The organism is Bradyrhizobium sp. USDA 4538 (genome assembly GCF_024171045.1).
Taxonomy (GTDB): domain Bacteria; phylum Pseudomonadota; class Alphaproteobacteria; order Rhizobiales; family Xanthobacteraceae; genus Bradyrhizobium; species Bradyrhizobium australafricanum.
The window spans coordinates 1,839,024-1,854,973 of the sequence record NZ_JALJZE010000001.1; the positions used below are offsets into that span (position 1 = coordinate 1,839,024).

General features: G+C 57.2%; 13 protein-coding genes and 1 pseudogene. 6 read left to right on the top strand and 8 right to left on the bottom strand.

Going from position 1 to position 15,950, the window contains the following annotated elements; all coding sequences use genetic code 11:
- Position 1 precedes the first annotated feature (1 nt).
- From J2R78_RS08010 to J2R78_RS44710, 4 genes are all read left to right on the top strand, one after another.
- Complete coding sequence (locus tag J2R78_RS08010; protein ID WP_253603751.1) at positions 2-946, top strand: hypothetical protein; 945 nt, start codon at positions 2-4, stop codon at positions 944-946.
- Between the two features lie 684 nt (positions 947-1,630).
- Positions 1,631-2,482 (top strand): DUF1837 domain-containing protein, encoded by an 852-nt coding sequence (locus J2R78_RS08015; RefSeq protein WP_069276431.1) that lies wholly within the window; start codon positions 1,631-1,633, stop codon positions 2,480-2,482.
- The gene (locus J2R78_RS08020; protein ID WP_253603753.1) at positions 2,479-4,563 is read left to right on the top strand and encodes a DEAD/DEAH box helicase; all 2,085 of its coding nucleotides are present in this window, start codon (positions 2,479-2,481) and stop codon (positions 4,561-4,563) included. Before J2R78_RS08015 ends, J2R78_RS08020 begins: the two co-directional genes overlap by 4 nt.
- 171 nt (positions 4,564-4,734) lie before the next feature.
- Positions 4,735-4,860, top strand: a complete 126-nt coding sequence (locus J2R78_RS44710) for a hypothetical protein (protein ID WP_256558537.1) — start codon at positions 4,735-4,737, stop codon at positions 4,858-4,860.
- 1,727 nt (positions 4,861-6,587) lie between these two features.
- Here the strand turns inward: J2R78_RS44710 and J2R78_RS45295 are convergent.
- The 7 genes from J2R78_RS45295 to J2R78_RS08055 all read right to left on the bottom strand — a co-directional run bounded on the left by J2R78_RS45295 (position 6,588) and on the right by J2R78_RS08055 (position 13,359).
- Positions 6,588-6,707: a winged helix-turn-helix transcriptional regulator gene (locus J2R78_RS45295; protein WP_375166999.1), complete on the bottom strand. Its 120-nt coding sequence runs from the start codon at positions 6,705-6,707 to the stop codon at positions 6,588-6,590.
- Positions 6,708-7,297: 590 nt separating this feature from the next.
- Entirely contained in the window at positions 7,298-8,650 is a 1,353-nt protein-coding gene (locus J2R78_RS08030) for an amidohydrolase family protein (protein ID WP_081334905.1), read from the bottom strand.
- 121 nt (positions 8,651-8,771) lie between these two features.
- A complete protein-coding gene (locus J2R78_RS08035; RefSeq protein ID WP_092089599.1) occupies positions 8,772-9,665 on the bottom strand; it encodes an amino acid ABC transporter substrate-binding protein in 894 nt (297 codons plus the stop codon).
- Positions 9,666-9,693: 28 nt separating this feature from the next.
- Complete coding sequence (locus J2R78_RS08040) at positions 9,694-10,461, bottom strand: amino acid ABC transporter ATP-binding protein (protein WP_069276425.1); 768 nt, start codon at positions 10,459-10,461, stop codon at positions 9,694-9,696.
- A gap of 54 nt (positions 10,462-10,515) precedes the next feature.
- On the bottom strand, positions 10,516-11,211 hold the full coding sequence (locus J2R78_RS08045; RefSeq protein WP_253603755.1) for an amino acid ABC transporter permease: 696 nt from the start codon (positions 11,209-11,211) through the stop codon (positions 10,516-10,518).
- Positions 11,208-11,999: an amino acid ABC transporter permease gene (locus tag J2R78_RS08050; RefSeq protein ID WP_092089606.1), complete on the bottom strand. Its 792-nt coding sequence runs from the start codon at positions 11,997-11,999 to the stop codon at positions 11,208-11,210. The genes J2R78_RS08045 and J2R78_RS08050 overlap by 4 nt, the downstream gene beginning before the upstream one ends.
- Before the next feature lie 160 nt (positions 12,000-12,159).
- Positions 12,160-13,359, bottom strand: a complete 1,200-nt coding sequence (locus tag J2R78_RS08055) for an aminotransferase class V-fold PLP-dependent enzyme (RefSeq protein ID WP_253603757.1) — start codon at positions 13,357-13,359, stop codon at positions 12,160-12,162.
- A gap of 210 nt (positions 13,360-13,569) precedes the next feature.
- Between J2R78_RS08055 and J2R78_RS08060 the strand changes: the two genes are divergently transcribed.
- Together J2R78_RS08060 and J2R78_RS08065 are read left to right on the top strand one after the other, a co-directional pair.
- Complete coding sequence (locus J2R78_RS08060; protein WP_069276422.1) at positions 13,570-14,367, top strand: IclR family transcriptional regulator; 798 nt, start codon at positions 13,570-13,572, stop codon at positions 14,365-14,367.
- Between the two features lie 197 nt (positions 14,368-14,564).
- Positions 14,565-15,065, top strand: coding sequence for a transposase (locus J2R78_RS08065; RefSeq protein WP_253603759.1), 501 nt, complete (start codon positions 14,565-14,567; stop codon positions 15,063-15,065).
- A 427-nt stretch (positions 15,066-15,492) separates the two neighbouring features.
- Here the strand turns inward: J2R78_RS08065 and J2R78_RS08070 are convergent.
- Positions 15,493-15,909: pseudogene (locus J2R78_RS08070) on the bottom strand (DDE-type integrase/transposase/recombinase); the annotation flags it as partial.
- Positions 15,910-15,950 lie beyond the last annotated feature (41 nt).

The following is a 15,950-nucleotide window of genomic DNA, read 5'->3' on the forward strand; positions in this document are numbered from 1 at the left end:
CATGAGACTGAACCACTTCTTCCTGCCTGAATGTGCTTTTAAGGTTCCCGGCAGAGTCTACGCGCGACTGATCGAATGGAATCGGTCAGAGTATGCGCTGTTTGATGCAGTCGACGCCGACTGGTTCGACGGTGAGAACGCCTCATCTCTGGGACCTCTGACCAGTGGCCGTTGGCTTTCGCTCTCCATGGGGGCCCCGGTTTACGCGATCGAGATCAACTCACGGCTCGGCGAAGATCTCGCGGCCCTGGAATGGCTCGACTTTTGGTCGGGCAGGCTTCCGACGTGGTTAGAGCTTCAAATATTCGAAGACGAACATGGCCCAGCTAATCTATACGGAAACATAAACGGACCAGCCGTGCGTGTGCGCTTCTCTCAAGCGGGTATCACACCGCATGTTCTAAGCAGCTTGAAGAGAGTAACCGACTTATCGCCCTACGCAAAATCAGGCGATGAACTCCGAGAAGCTCTGCCGGCCGACAGTGTCGAGAGAGTTTTCGTTTTGGATGTTGGACAAGGCGCAGCCAACGCGCTGGTTACGAAATCGAAGAAGGTATTGGCTTATATTGATCTTGGAGCGGGCGTTCTGGCGGACACCGGCACATGGCCGGCTGCAATGACCGGGATATGTCTTAAGGACGAACGTGGTGGTGCTTACTCATTGGCACTACGATCACTTTCATGCCGCCAACAAGTTTACGACAGCGCTCAACAGAACCTGGATCGCCCCTTTTCAGAGGATAGGACCCGGCCCGCAATCCGCTATGGCGAGCAGCATTGCTCAAAATGGAAACCTGTTGATCTGGAATGGAAAAGGCATTCTGAAGAAGGGAGCGATCGAGCTCGAGCGCTGCACGGGATCGACAGGGAACTTCAATCGTTCCGGGATCGCCGTATGGGTCAATGGGCCAAACCACCAGGACGATCCAATCTTGCTGCCCGGTGACGCCGGATACTCCGACATCCCGTCCTTGAAGCGCTCAGTGCGGTCGATCACGTCATTGGTCGTATCCCACCATGGCGGACGGGCTCCGGGCAAGGCGCCCGCAAAGCCAAACCTATCGACGGCCCGCGCTGCAATGTCTTTTGGAAACAAGAACAGCTATAAGCATCCGCTAGCACCGTCCATCGCAAAATTGCAGAAGGCCGGATGGCTGATCGGCTTTCCGAAGCCAGTACAGGACGATCGTCGTACTGAGGATCGAGGCTTGAAGGGTCTCGGCACAATCGATCTCCGCTGGAGTGGCTCGGCCATCGGCTCGTATCCGTGCAATTGTGGCTGCTCGATTGAGCCAACGCAGTAGGGTTCGCGACTGCCTAGTCTAAACCGTCGGGCCGCGTTCAGCGTCACCGCGCCGTTGCGGAGCGGCAGCAGGCAGCGCAGATATTCGCACGCAGGCTGAGTCGGCTGGGCGAATAAGTTTAGCGAAAAGAACCTGGATCACGAACCATCTGGCAGAACGCCGAAAAGCTGCGCAACTATATAGAAGAACGAAGCAAACCTGCCCTATGACATCGTACATCTCTACTCGTCCCTAGGCCGTAAGTCGCGGGGCACGCCCAGCACGCGACCGTTAGATCCGCACAACCTTTTTGAACATATTTGATTGCTGGGCAAGGGTGCCTTGGTTTGACTGCATATAATTTTAAACCCAAGCGCTTTCTCGAAAGGCTTTATTTTCTTGATGGCGCAAATCCCGTCGACGCCATCTGTTGTGCGGGTTTCGAGCTGAAGGCCTGGCGCTGCACTCCATTCGCGGAGCATCTGCTCGAGTGGCTTCCCGAATATGCCTTGCCTGAAGATGAGCTCGCGATCACGCATGCCAATATGTATGTGAAGCTGAAGCAGGCGGCTGTTCGGGTCTACACAAGCGAAAAGTACGCAAGGCGCGGTGAAGCCGGCGAAATCGCGCTTCACGCGATTTGCCGTGAGTATTTTAATACCACGCCAATTTCGAACCGCGTTTTTTACAAGAGCGCCTCGAATGACGTGGTGAAGGCATTCGACATGGTGCACGCCCGCTTTCCTCAAGCCGGCGGGGTTGAACTTTGGCTCGGCGAGTCAAAGCTATATTTGGACACCATGGACGCCATCACCGAGGCTCTGAAGTCGGTGACGGAACATCTGGAGCAAGGATTTCTGAAGGAGCAAAAGCTTCTTCTCGGGCCTCAAATACCAAAAACCACGCCGCGGTACGATGAGTTGATGGAGCTCTTCGAGCCTCAAACGAGCCTCGACAAATTCATTTCGTGCGGAGTGTTCGTCATCGGCATTCTCTCCAACAGCAAGGCATGCGCCGGTGCAACGCAAATCACCGACGCCTATAAGGCCGCGCTCGAAAAGGAATTCGAGGCGATTAGCGCGCGACTTGCCAGGTCCGGGCTGACCAAAAGCATACGCATGGTTCTGCTGTACGTGCCGCTAGCCGACAAGGATGGCTTTGTCACCGCATTCGATGACAAGTTGAAGGGGCTGCAATGACAGTTACCCCACAGCAGTGGCACGAGATCGAGGGCCTTCACGGTTCTGCGCTCAAGGAGCGTGTATTTTCCATCCTTCAGGAAACCGCTCGGGACATTCAAACACTTGATGTCGACGATCCCGGTGTTCTCACCGTGGTCCCTCGCCTTGCGAACCTCCTGGAAACAAGGCCGGAGCTGGCTTCCTACCGCGAGGTCTTCAGCGCCTTGGCCCGCGCCGTGGGACTATGGAACTACATCGACAAGGACGCCGCGGACTACCGCGATGCGGCAGTTGCGGACGCAGTCACTTCCGATGAACTGGATGGAATCACGTTCCATAGAGAACAGATAGCGGCATTAAACACGCTTCTATCGGGTAACAACCTCGTCTTGAGTGCGCCGACGAGCTTTGGAAAGAGCCTGTTGATTGACGCTCTTCTCGCCACCGGCCGCTATAAGCGGGTCGCCATCGTTCTCCCGACCATCGCCCTGCTTGACGAATTCCGCCGAAGAATAGAGCGACGATTTGGCGGCAAGTTCGCATTGATCATGTATCACTCGCAAGAGGCTCCTGCCGATGGAAGCGTAATTTTCCTCGGCACGCAGGAACGTCTGATCAACCGCAAGGATTTGGGCACAATCGATCTGGCAGTCGTGGACGAGTTCTACAAGCTCGACCCGACCCGCCAGGACGACCGCAGCTCGACATTGAACGCAGCGGTTTATCAACTCTTGCGACGCTCCAAGCAGTTCTTCTTTCTCGGCCCCAACATCGAGACGGTTCGCTACTCGGCAGATAACCGCTGGAAGTTCGAGTTCCTCCATACGCGCTTCTCAACGGTCGCGGTCGATACGTTCGATCTGACCCGGATCAAGAACAAGGAAGAGCGCTTGACAGCGGAGCTCAAGAGCTCAAGCAATTGGCCATCGCTTGTCTTCATTTCCTCGCCCGACCGCGCAAATCAGCTTGCGACCACGCTCACGCAAGAGAGCAGTTTCGCAAAGCTTGGCGACATGTCGGCATGGATCGACGACAATTTTGGCGAGGGCTGGGAGCTGAGCGAAGCTGTTGCCGCCGGCGTAGCCGTGCACCATGGACGTATACCGCGGTCATTGGCCTCTCAATTCGTTCGAATGTTCAACCGCGGCGAGTTACCGATCCTGATCTGCACCTCGACACTGATCGAGGGAGTGAATACAGCGGCGAAGTCCGTGCTCATCTACGACAAGCAAATCGCCCGAAAGGACTACGACTTTTTTACCTTCTCGAACATTCGCGGCCGCGCCGGCAGGCTCGGTCAGCATCACGTCGGCGCCGTGTATCTTTTCCACGCGCCACCGGACCAGGAAGCCATCGAGGTTGAACCCCCGCTCTTCGGCGATCTTGACCAGGCACCTGACGAACTCGTCGTTCACATCTCCGACGAGGACAGCTCCCCTGCCATAAGCGACCGTGTCGCGGAACTCGCCCGCACGATGGGACTGTCGTCTGATGAGCTCCGTCTTGCGTCATCCGTCGGCCTCGAAGATGCGGCAGCCCTCAAACAGCAAACCCAGATTGCGTCGCGTCAAGGGGCCCGCGTGCACTGGAGCGGATCACCAAAATACGATGACATTCTCGCCGTATGTCGAATCATTTGCGGCGTTCGGAACGCGAACGAATTTGGTGTTCGCAGTGCGGCACAGCTCGCTGTCTATTTGACAAACTTGCGTACTCACGGGACGTTGCGGGGGTTCTTTCGCTGGCACAGCAGCTCATATCGTGGCGCCCCGCGCGGCCAGGACAACGTTTTCCGTTTTCTCCGCTCCTGCGAATACGGGTTGCCGCAACTGTTCTCGGTGATTGAGCTCTTTGCCAAGCGTATTCAGCCGAAAACCAATTACGGCCTGTTTGTTGCCGAGATGCCTCGCTGGTTTCGAATGGAAGTCCTCAAGAACCTCGACGAACAGGGAGTACCGGTACAGATATCGGAGCGCTTCCTTGCGCGCAACGATACGATCGACAGTTTGCGTCGGCGATTGATCCAGGAGGCGCGCAGCAGCCGCGATCGGCTTACCCCGCTCGAGAAGCAGTGGGTGCTTGATGCACTAGCCGTTTGAGGCAGCCCGGTTCGGCCATTGGGTGCCCCACGAGCGACTTTGGCGCGCACTAACGAGCCTTTTACCGCTCACCGATACTGGCGCGACGCTCGAGCGCTAAGAGGATACATGCCGCAGCACCTCAAAGCTTGGCGTCCTCTGCTGGGATCATAGGCAGTGTAGGAAATTTCCGTGGCGCTCGGACACGCTTTTTTCGTCTCCGATCAGATCGGTCTCTCACATCAGCTGCGCCGCACGCAGCTGATGCAGCCGGCCACGGTGCGAAGATTGAAGATGCGCCAGCCGCAGAAGAAGTAACGGGCTACCGCGCCACCAAGTCGGAGAAGTGCTGCCGGGGTATGCCTGTCGTTGGACTTAGACCTGGCGATTTCGATCAGCGTCCTAATGGTCCGGGTTAGAGCCGAGCCAGTGTCCTAAGCAGTTGCTCGGCTTGTCTTTTCAATGACATCAAAATTCATGCCCTCGAGAACACATGGCGTAAAAATTGGGGCGCGCATCCGCCTATAGAGAGCGAGGCTGTTACAGCGCGCATGGTCCATGATGCACCACAAAATCTCGACTATCGGCGCGCGCAACCAAGCCGACTTGCTCGGCCGCGCCGGAGCAATCCGCCGGCTGGTCATCGCCCCTTCCAGTGGCAGTGCGGCGAAAGCCAAGGCGAATGCGCCAGCGATGCAATCAGCAATCTGCCGACGGTGCCGCCAGTTTAAGGTGAGCTCGCCAGCCGTAAGCGACCCCTCGTCAAGATCCGAGGAATTCACAGAAGGTGCGATACCGCGGAACCGGAAATGAACCCATTTCGTTATCAGCAACGAGAGCCGAAGCGGACCTGGCTTGCGTGGAGAACCGGGCTTTGTTGCGTCATATCGCCCAGACTTTCTGAATAAGCCCGCGGCTCAGGTTCCCGGATCGCCCTTCGGAGCATTCGCTGAAGCTGAACGTGCCTGCAATGCGTTCCTCGGCCACCTAATTATCGAGGGATGACGCCCCGAGGCAGGTCGAGTGCGGTCCCAAAAGGCCACGTAGTGCATGCATGCGACAAGCCTGCGATCGGACAGCTAGAGGCGCGCCTCCTCGCTCAGCGCTGCGGATATTCTTGCTGCCGCCGATGAAGGGGATCAATCGGATCCGCCAGCTGTTTGAAGAGCAGCCGAGCAGGAAAGCGGCGCCGACAGGCCCGGGAAAGCCCAAAAAGAGCGAAGTAAGGCAGGATTACTGATTGAACCTGGCCCCCCTCGGCGCATAGTCACGCAATGATCGAGCAACGACCAGCTTTCATGGCTTGTAAAAACCCCGGCTCCGGCTGGAGGATCGATATTCTGTGGGCCGACGGCGAAACCGAAGTCATCAAGGGGTTTGTCACGGAGCATGACGCGACAAAGTGGATTTCTGAGCATTCGCTGACGTGCCAAGAAAACACGAGCCAACAGCGGTAGCGGTGCGGCCGAGTTTCTGAGCTATCTCGCGCTGCGTGAGTTCGGCTCCGCGGATCATTTGGTAGCAGGCGCTGTTCTCCCTCTTCCGCCACAAGTTGGCAAGACGTTCTCCGAATTGTTTGGTTCTGGAAATGCCACGCCGCTGACGCGACGGAGGGAGGCAGAGCCAGCGGACTGCCATCAGTGGCCGGCCCCAATGAGGCCGCTCTTTCGCTTGGCGCACAGCCAGCAGCCGTTTGCAGCGGATATTGATCACGTCGCTGTGGTGCAAGAGCAGCTCCAGAGTCGACAGCAACCTCGGATCAGCGAACACGGTGCCTCATTCGGCAACGCTGCGGTTCGATGTGACCAGCATGGCGCCGGTTTCGTGGCGGCGGTAGCGTATAGAATAAAGTCAGCATCACCGGTGACGTAAAAGCCATTGACGACTTCAGCTGGCCGATTTGACGCCTTCTTAAACCTATCAATGATATCAAAACGGCCCCGCTCGATTGTCACCAGTACAAGCATTTGGACGGGTCTTCCAACGGCCTTCGGCGAAACGATCGAGATATCGGCCTCGATGACGGCCATCCGAGCGCAGCCTCTTCAATCGGCGTTGACACGCGGTTGCGGAATACCCGCTGTTTCGCCGATCACCTCGGACGTCAGACGATTGTTCTTTTGCACTATTTCGAGGATGCGACCGCCTATCCGATCATATTGCATTTCACAACAGCTCCAGCCCTGAGGTGAACTTCACCGCCAAATCCAATGCGTGGGCGAAGAGAAGCGTCCAATGGCACGAGGACATAGATGATTTTCCGCGCACCCTTTACGGGTCAATCGCGTGCAACTACTGGCTGCGGGCGTGCAATCTTCATCATAAGGCGCCGGCTTGTGGGCGCTCGTAGCTATTCCGGCCGCATTTCCGCTCCAACTCGAATTGCTTCCTATGTAAATGCAGGACTCCCCTTGCTGCCGATGCCGTTCGTGAAGTGGGCTGCGAAAGCTTCGAGCACTGCCGCTCTTAGTTCGTCAGGATGGAGCGGGCAGACCAAGTTTCGAGGTTGACGGACTCGCCATCAATTAGCTGGTCGCGGCGCTTGACCGGCAGGGCTTCAAGGGGTCGCCGCTCATGATCGATGGGTGTCGACTCCGCCTTCTTTGCTTACCTGACTGTCCGTGCATCAAGGCGCCAATCACGGGAAAGCGGCTCTGGCCGCTTAATCATACTCGATGCGCTGGGCGCGCCCACCACCGTCGCATCATTGACGGTCGGGGACGTCCACGAACTTTCAAGAGCGGTTGTCCGCCGCTCACCGCTGCGTCGTATCCTCCCTATGCGCATCCTGAAAGAACTGAAGCGCGTTGCCGCGCATGATCCGGTCAATGAGGCCGCGGGCGTCCTCGAGCGCGATCCAGCCTTCGGCGACCAATTGCGAGAGAGCTCGTGCGATTCCACGGCGCGCAACGCACGCATGGCCATAAATTGGCTCGACAGCGACATAGTCGCCGCCGAAGGTGAAGATCTTGTTGGACGGAACCGCCATCAAAAACTCCTTCAAGAAGCGAACGCCCGCCACCGGATTGATGATCCATGCCCAGCACATGTCAATCGCCGCGTTAGGATAATGTTTGGCCAATGCAATAAACTCGTGCTCATATGGGTAGCCAATATGCATGAGCACGAATCGGGTTTCGGGAAAGTCCTGCAGCAGACGGCAGACGTCAGCGGCATTGCTGCGAGTACGGGCGAGTTGCATCACGCCGTAGCCAGCCAAAACGCCGGTATGCAGTTTGACGGGCAAGCCGTACTCGCCAGCCTTGCCGACGCAATAGCGGAACAGATAGTCTTGCAGCGCCTTGAGGTCCTCAGGACCCAGGGCGTGCAAAGCGCCTATTCTGTCGGCATGGTGGGGGAATAGTCTTGCGGCATGCGCTTTGGTGACCGGCTCGAAATCGAGAGCACGCGAATAGGCAATTTGCGATTTTACAGCCACGGCTTTGGCGCCGTATGTTGCAAAATAAAAGTCAATAACCTCGAGCCATTCATCGAGCGTGGTCGGGCGTCTGCCCGTTTCGGCTTCCACCCACGCAAAGTCAGCAGCACTACACCGGCACAATTGAAGAATGCTTATGTCGTGGTCGAGCAGCCCTGGCTGCTCGGTCTCCATAAAGATGCGCTGGAGCGAATTGACGTGACAGCCTTTGATGTTTGCCAGCTCCAGAATCCGTGCGTAAAAACCTGGCTGAACAGTTTCACGGTATTTCTCGGCGATGCGGGGCAGGCTTTCGGCGGTCAGGTCCTCTTCACCGTAAATGCCACGAAACGTATGGCGCAGCGCCTGGGCGTAGCCGGTGTGGCGGATACGTTCCCAATAGGGCGCGATCAACCGATATTTTTCCTGGCTCGTAAGGTCCGGCCCCAGAAACGCTCGTAGGTCGGTCGCTGGCAGCCCTGCAACTACCAGATCCTCGGCAGCATAGGATCTGAATAGATAGGCCCAGTCGTTGCATGGCAATGTTCGTGGATGGATTGCTCCGGAAAGGCGCTGGCTTTCCTCGATCAGATGTTCGTGGGTATCGACAAACGGCGTCTCCTCGACCCATTGTGCGACTTGTCGATCGGAGTCCGTCATTGTCTCCCAGCCAATCGCAGCTCTACTCATCTTGGCCTCCTTTTAGGTAAAGACAGTCGCTTGGGTTCGCATTCGCGATCGTCGCTCGCGTTAGACCACGCTGTACGTCTGATGTCGGCCGGCGGCGCCCTCAGGGTCGCGGCTGGTCAGATCAATTATTTACGACGTCACTAGGATGAGCAACGCGCTCTTTGAGAGCGTCGGTCATGGGGAAGTTGAGATTGATGTTCTTTGGCGGGATCGTAGCCATGAACCATTTGTCGTAGATCTTCGTGAACTCGCCGGAAGCCATGAGCTTAGAGAGAACGTCGTCGACCACCTTCTTAAAGTCGGGATCATCTTTCGAGAACATCAGACCATAATAATAGATCGTACCGTAGTTGGCTTTTAGAAAGGCGAGGTCAGCGGGGTTCGAATAATCCGCCTTCATACCGGCCAATAGAATGTCGGCCTCCACCCATGCCGCCGCACGGCCGGTGGTCAGTAATAGCAATGATTCGGCATGGTCTTTGGCTTGCGCGATAGTAAGGTTGAGACCGTCATCCTGCGAAATGCCTTTGGCAATGCCGAGAGCATCGGACCCCTGAGTTACAACGACGGTCTTCCCTTTCAGATCTTTAGGCGTCTTGAGCCCGCTCGACACCTTTGCGAGCCAAGCCGTTTGGCTGGCGAAGGTTGCAACACTGAATGAGACCTGTTCCAAACGCTGCTTGCTACTGGCCGTGCCGCCGCACTCAATATCGATTGTGCCGTTCTGGATAAGCGGGATACGGTTGGACGAATTGACCGGCGTGAGCTTGATCTGAAGGTCTGGTGTGCCGAGATCGGCCTTCAGTCGATCGACGACGTGCGCACACAGATCCAGGGAAAAACCGACGGGCTTCTGGTCCCCGCCGAGGTAGGAAAAGGGGATCGACGCTTCGCGATAGCCAATGGTGATCGCCTTTTTCGACTTGATGCTGTCGAGCGTTGGCCCCGCCTGGGCCGCGGAGACGGAAAGCACGATGATCGCAGTCGCGGAACGCAGTGCAAACACTCTGGACATGGAAATTCCTTTGTTCGATGAGACTCGCCTAGTGAATGATCTGACTGAGGAACGCCTTCGCACGTTCCGTGTTCGGCGCGCGAAAGAAGGTATTCGGATCGCCCTCTTCCACGATTGAGCCGCGATCCATGAAGACCACTCGATCCGCAACTTCGCGCGCAAAACCCATTTCGTGCGTGACGCAGACCATCGTCATCCCATCCTGCGCGAGCTCAATTATGGTTTCGAGCACCTCCTTCACCATTTCCGGATCGAGGGCAGAGGTCGGCTCGTCGAAGAGCATGATCTTGGGCTGCATGCACAGGGCACGGGCTATCGCGACACGTTGCTGCTGGCCGCCCGACAACTGCGCGGGATATTTGTTAGCCTGATCATGGATCCTGACTTTCCTCAACAGCGCCATCGACCGTTCATGCGCCTCAGGCTGAGCAAGGCCCCTGACCTTCATCGGAGCCAGCATGCAATTTTCGAGCACTGAGAGATGCGGAAACAGGTTAAAGCTCTGAAAGACCATGCCGACTTCAGAGCGAACGTTGTTGATGTCGCAAATCCGGCCTGTCAGTTCGATCCCATCGACGACTATACGTCCGGAATCGTGCTTTTCGATATGATTGATGCAGCGGATGAGAGTCGATTTCCCGGAACCCGATGGTCCGCAGAGTACAATCTTTTCTCCTTTTGCGACTTTGAGGTTGAGGTCGCTCAGGGCATTGAAGCTGCCGAACCGCTTGACGAGGTGCTCGACGACAACCATCGGGAACGGGTCAGCTGGGCTAACTGTGCGCTCTTGCTGCATGCTGATCTCCAGGTTGTAGCCTCAGGGAATGACGGGCCATCGGATTATGATTGATTAGCGGCGGGCGCCCGCGATCGCGTACTTCTTTCGGAGCGAGGCGACGAATTGGGACGCGGCGCAGCTTATGATGAGATAAACAACGGCCACTGCGAGGTACATCTCGACGAGACGACCATTGAGCTGTGCAAGCTTCGAAGCCGCACCAAGGAGATCAGTGAGCGATAGAACGTAAACAAGAGACGTATCCTGAAACAGGATAATGGTCTGACTCAGTACGATCGGGCTTGCGACCCGAAACACCTGCGGAAGGACGACATGACGGTACGTATCGAATGTCGACAGGGCGAGCGCCTGGCAAGCCTCGAATTGTCCTTTGTTCACTGCGCGCAATCCGACACGGATGATTTCCGAATAGTAGGCGGCTTCGAACAGGCCGAACGTGATGAACGCTGTATAGGTGGCACCGACTGGAACCGGGCGACCGTTGCCTGACAGGTGCCCCAGAACGATGGGCACCAAGAAGAAGAACCAAAACAGGACTAGAATGAGCGGAATCGATCGCATCAGGGCGACATAGCTACGGACGAGCTGGCTCAGAATGCGGAGCTTAAAGTGCTGCACGAGGGCGAAGAGCGTTCCAAGACACATCCCAACCACGAAGGCGGCTGCCGTCAAGGAAAGCGAGAACAGCAATCCTGACCATAGATAAGGCCATGCCTGCATGATGATCGAGAAATCGAGGCTGCTCATTTCACGACCTCCATACTGCCAGGCAGGGGGCTTTCCAGCTTCATATCGTCAAAATCTGACCTGACGGCTTCCCTGCCCGGTGCGGTACCGGGAATGCGCACCGCTTTGTCGATGAGCATCATCGTCTGGTAGGCGATCAAAGCCAAAGCAAGATAGATGAGTGTGGCGGCACCGAATGCTGTGAAGGTTTGGAACGTAGCATCGCTGATTTGGCGCGCCTGAGCGGTCAGCTCCATCAAGCCGATGGTCAGAGCAACGGACGTATTCTTGTAGATGCCCATCACCTCGCTTGTCAGGCTTGGCACGATAAGGCGAAGTGCCTGCGGCAAGATGATATGGCGATAGGTTAGATAACCGCTTAGACCGAGTGCGGCGGCCGCTTCGCCTTGCCCATTGGGCAAGGCTTCGATGCCTGCACGAACCTGTTCTGCGATGCGCGCGGCGGTGTAGAGGCCCAGACACCACAAGGCCGGAAAGAAAGATCCCCAAGGCGGAGGTATCTGCTTTATCCAGTCGCCCATCGTCGTTGGAAGAAGCTCGGGCAGGACGAAGTACCAGAGAAACATCTGCACGAGAACGGGGATGTTTCGGAAGATCTCAACGTACAATCGAGCTAAGGCCCGGAAGAAGGGGTTCTGCACAGTTCGACCTATGCCGACGATAACTCCGATTGCGAATGCAATGCACCAGCCGAATAAGGCAAGCGCCAACGTCCAACCGAGACCCGAAACAAGCCAGTCGATGTAACGCTGGCCATCCACGGTCTTTTCAAGAAGAACTGTGAACATCGCGAACCTCACGATTGGGTTGCGCACGACGACCACGCTCGGCATGGTCGCTCATCGTGCGCGTTGTGCCGGTGCTAATCGACCGCGTCAGCTGAATGCACGATCCTCTCCTTCAGCGTATCGGCAAGCGAGAGGCCATTATCTTCGCGCTTTGGCTGGATCAGGCAGCGCTTTTCCTCCAACTGCTCCCATGCCTGCTCCTACGCAGCCTTGAATGACTTTTTGGCAGCCGTCGGCGAATGAGATGCACTAAGCGATCCACATCGTCGATCGTGTTGAACATGCCGAACGATATACGGATGCCGTCACGCTCGGGGGAAACGCGCACGCTATTCTCTTCGAAGTAGCTGAGCCATTCTGTCGCAGGAAGACCGACGACGTAGATGTGAGGCGATCGATGTTGCCGCTGACGCGGACCGATGAGACCGACGCCGAGTTCGTCAAGCTGGGCGAGCAGATGATTACCTAAATCGAAGCAATGGTTCTGAATGTTCTTCACCCCGATCTGCTCGATCATGTCAAGCGAGGCTCCGAGCGCATGAATTGCAGGAAGGTTGAAGTTACCTAACTCGAAGCGTCGCGCGGTGGGAGACGACGCCAAGCGGTCGGGACGAGCGATAAGGTCATGGGGAATCTCCGCCAAACTGGCAGCGGCAAGATAGGCGGGCTCCAGTTCCTTCTGCGTCTGGTCCCAATAGAGCAGTCCGAGACCTTGAGGGACGAGCAATCCCTTGTGACTTCCGGAGCCCACGAAGGTTGCTTTGATGGCCTTCGCATCGATCGGAACGACCCCAATTGCCTGCATGACGTCGACGACGAAGTAGAGCTTCTTGTCCGCGCAGAGAGCGCCGATACTCTCGATATCGAAGCGATGTCCGGCGTGGAAGGTAACGTGCGACAACGAAATCGCGCGGGTCGTGTCGTCAATGTGGGGAAGGAAAGCGTCGGCATTTACGACATCCGTCATGGGAAGGAAGTCAATCCGGACGCCCTTCTTCTTCAAATTGAGGAAAGCATAGGTGTTGTTTGGATGATCGCCATGGATCATCAAAACGCTATCACCGGCCCGCAGAGGCAACGCGTTCGCCGCAATGTTCATGCTTTCCGATGTGTTCTTCGTGAAGGCAATTTCGTCGGCCGACACCCCGAGGAAACGGGCTACTTTGGCACGCGTTTGCTCAACGCGATCGAGCCACACGCTCTTCGGTCCGGCGGTCTCCAAGCCTTCACGAAGAAAGGTTTCGATGGCGGCCATTACGGGACGGGCGAGCGGCGCCTGAAAACCGGAGTCGAGGTAGACCATCCTTTCGGCTGCAGGGAACTCCTTGCGTACAGCTTCCACGTCGTAATGACGAGACATTCCCACTCCCTTTCAAACGCGTCGCCCGTACTGCCCAAATTTCCTGGGCTTGATCGCCATCCAATCCGAGCCTGCGGATTGCACAAAAACCGATCAACGACCAGCGACGCCAATGATATGAGCAAACCAGCGCCTCGTCCAAGCCATTTTTCATATTTCAGTAGCAATAGTTCCGAAAAATGATAATTTGGTTGGCTAAGGAGATTGCGATTGGCCGACCAAAAAAAGACTGCTGGCCCCCTCGACCGAGCGTTCGCCATAGTTGGCCATGTCGCTAATCAGACAAAGGCCGTCTCGGTCATTGAGATCGCGAACGCCCTTTCGTTACCCGTTCCGACGGCGCATCGACTTGTCGGAAATCTGGAAGAACGCGGCCTTCTTCAGAAAGCGCTTGGATCGAAGCGCTACGTGGTAGGCAATCAGCTGGTGATGCTGTCCGCCAGAGTCATCGGCGCGGCTTTTCGCACGGCGCGGCGCCATGCGGTGCTGCGCGCAGTTGCTGGCGAGATCGGCGAACAGTGCGAGATCGGCGTCGTGCGCGACAACCTCGTCACTTACGTTGACAGTGTACGCGTGTCGCAACCACAGGGGCTTCAATTCAATCCCGGCGAGGCGGCTCCACTTCACTGCACCTCGACCGGAAAGATCTACATGAGCCGATTACCCAAGAGGGCGCGTGAAAAGTTATGCCGCTCACTCGCTCTGACCCAGTACACTGATAACACCGTCATCGATTGCGAGACGCTTCTGAAGATTCTCGAGGAGACGCGCCATCATGGGTGGGCCAAGACCAATGAGGAATACGTGAAAGGCGTCGTCGGCTGCGCGGTCCCTATCGTTTCTCCGGACCGGGAGCTGATAGCCTGTCTTGGCGTCTCGGTGCCCGCGGCGCGAGTCAGCTTTGCAGAGCTTGACCGGTTCATTCCTCCACTCCAAAGGGCCGCGGTGCTCCTGTCGCAAACCATCCTTCAAACCGACAGCGAGGACGAAACGCTTGAGGATACTTGAGGAAATGGATCCTTCGGCTTCGCTCTTTCTGGCCAGGAGAAAGCATGGATCTCTCGGAAACGAACGGCCTACGTCAACCCTTATGTGCGACGGGGAGCTAAGAACGACGCGGCTGACGCGGCCGCGGTCTGCGAGGCGGTCACCCGTCCCAACATGCGTTCGTTCCGATCAAGAGCATCGAGAACCAAGGCCTCCTGATGCTTCATCGTGCGAGAGGTCTACTAGTTCGGCAGCGCACCATGGCGGCTTGCGCTATTCGAACGCCCTTTGCTGAGTTCGGGATCATTGTTGGGCAAGGCCGGCAAAGGGTGGATGGCCTGGTGGCACTGCTAGATGACGAGGAACTGACTCTACCAGCCAATGCCCGCATGGCACTGCCTGGGTTTGTCACTCAACTACAGGAATTGGACCAGCAGGTCGAAGCCATCGAGCGGGAGCTCCCGGAGCTCCCGTGGACGCCCCCGATGGCGAAGTTGCTCTCGTCAATCCCTGGTATCGGCCCGATCACGGCCACAGCGATCGCCGCGACCGTTTCGGATCCAACCATGTTCCGCTCAGGGCGGGAGTTTGCGGCCTGGCTTGGCCTGACGCCTAAGCAGAATTCCGCCGGCGGGAAGGATCGGCTCGGCCGCATCACAAAGCAGGGCGACGCCTATCTCAAGCACCTGCTTGTCATCGGAGCTCGCAACGTCGTTTAGTATCCGAAGGCACGCTCACGGGTCGGACGTGGCTGGATCGAAGCTCTGCTTGAACGACGGCGACCATAGTCGTCGCTGTCGCAGTTGCCAACCAGTTGGCCCGGATCGCCTGGGGCGATGATGACCACCGGGGAATTCTATCGGCCTAAGCTCGCGGCCTGACATTCCGCGTATATTGGCCACCTTATGGTGTGAGGGCAAATGACAGCATATGGACTGCGGCGGAGCTGGGGGATCGAGCAAGCCCGAAGAGCTTTAAGCGCAGCAAGCGCGACCCGTTGATGAGGCCTCGATCCGCGATCTCCATCAGGGCCAGCGGCCATGGCTTCGGTCGCACTAACAGGCCGGACATGAACGCACCCGACCGGTATCGCTGAAATCCCTTGCATCCGCGGGGCCGTCTATCACTCTGGATGAAGGCGTTCTACATGGGCTTGCCCGGCGCGACGTAGTGCCGCCATTCGACACCGCTCTGATCGGCCCATACCACGATTGCGCTGCTGGTGAGTTCGCTGCCGTAGTCGCTGACCACCATCCTGCGCTTGCCGCGCTCGATCATCAGCCGGTCCAGTTCCCGCGCCACACGGACGCCGGAGAGCGAGGTATGGCCACCAGCGCCAGGCACTCACGGGTACAATCATTGACGACGGTCATTGCGGAGGCGGCGGCCGTCGGTCAGCTGATCCGACACAAAGTCGAGCGCATGGGTCGTTCGGCGTCATCGGAACCAGCATCGGCGCCTGATCCCGATCGCCCGCTTGCGGCCACCGCGGCGGCGCACCGTCAACCTCTCTTCCCGATAGAGCCGGAAGAGCTTTTTGTGGTTGGTCAGAGATCCCTCCCGGCAGCGCGAGCGCCGCGATCCCCAAGGTTCGGATCATGGTC

Excerpts from the sequence above, each read along its gene's own strand:
- J2R78_RS08010 (WP_253603751.1), top strand. The coding sequence starts at position 2 with ATGAGACTGAACCACTTCTTCCTGCCTGAATGTGCTTTTAAGGTTCCC.
- J2R78_RS08020 (WP_253603753.1), top strand. The coding sequence starts at position 2,479 with ATGACAGTTACCCCACAGCAGTGGCACGAGATCGAGGGCCTTCACGGT.
- J2R78_RS45295 (WP_375166999.1), bottom strand. The coding sequence starts at position 6,707 with ATGCAATATGATCGGATAGGCGGTCGCATCCTCGAAATAGTGCAAAAG.
- J2R78_RS08030 (WP_081334905.1), bottom strand. The coding sequence starts at position 8,650 with ATGAGTAGAGCTGCGATTGGCTGGGAGACAATGACGGACTCCGATCGA.
- J2R78_RS08035 (WP_092089599.1), bottom strand. The coding sequence starts at position 9,665 with ATGTCCAGAGTGTTTGCACTGCGTTCCGCGACTGCGATCATCGTGCTT.
- J2R78_RS08040 (WP_069276425.1), bottom strand. The coding sequence starts at position 10,461 with ATGCAGCAAGAGCGCACAGTTAGCCCAGCTGACCCGTTCCCGATGGTT.
- J2R78_RS08045 (WP_253603755.1), bottom strand. The coding sequence starts at position 11,211 with ATGAGCAGCCTCGATTTCTCGATCATCATGCAGGCATGGCCTTATCTA.
- J2R78_RS08050 (WP_092089606.1), bottom strand. The coding sequence starts at position 11,999 with ATGTTCACAGTTCTTCTTGAAAAGACCGTGGATGGCCAGCGTTACATC.
- J2R78_RS08055 (WP_253603757.1), bottom strand. The coding sequence starts at position 13,359 with ATGTCTCGTCATTACGACGTGGAAGCTGTACGCAAGGAGTTCCCTGCA.
- J2R78_RS08065 (WP_253603759.1), top strand. The coding sequence starts at position 14,565 with ATGCTTCATCGTGCGAGAGGTCTACTAGTTCGGCAGCGCACCATGGCG.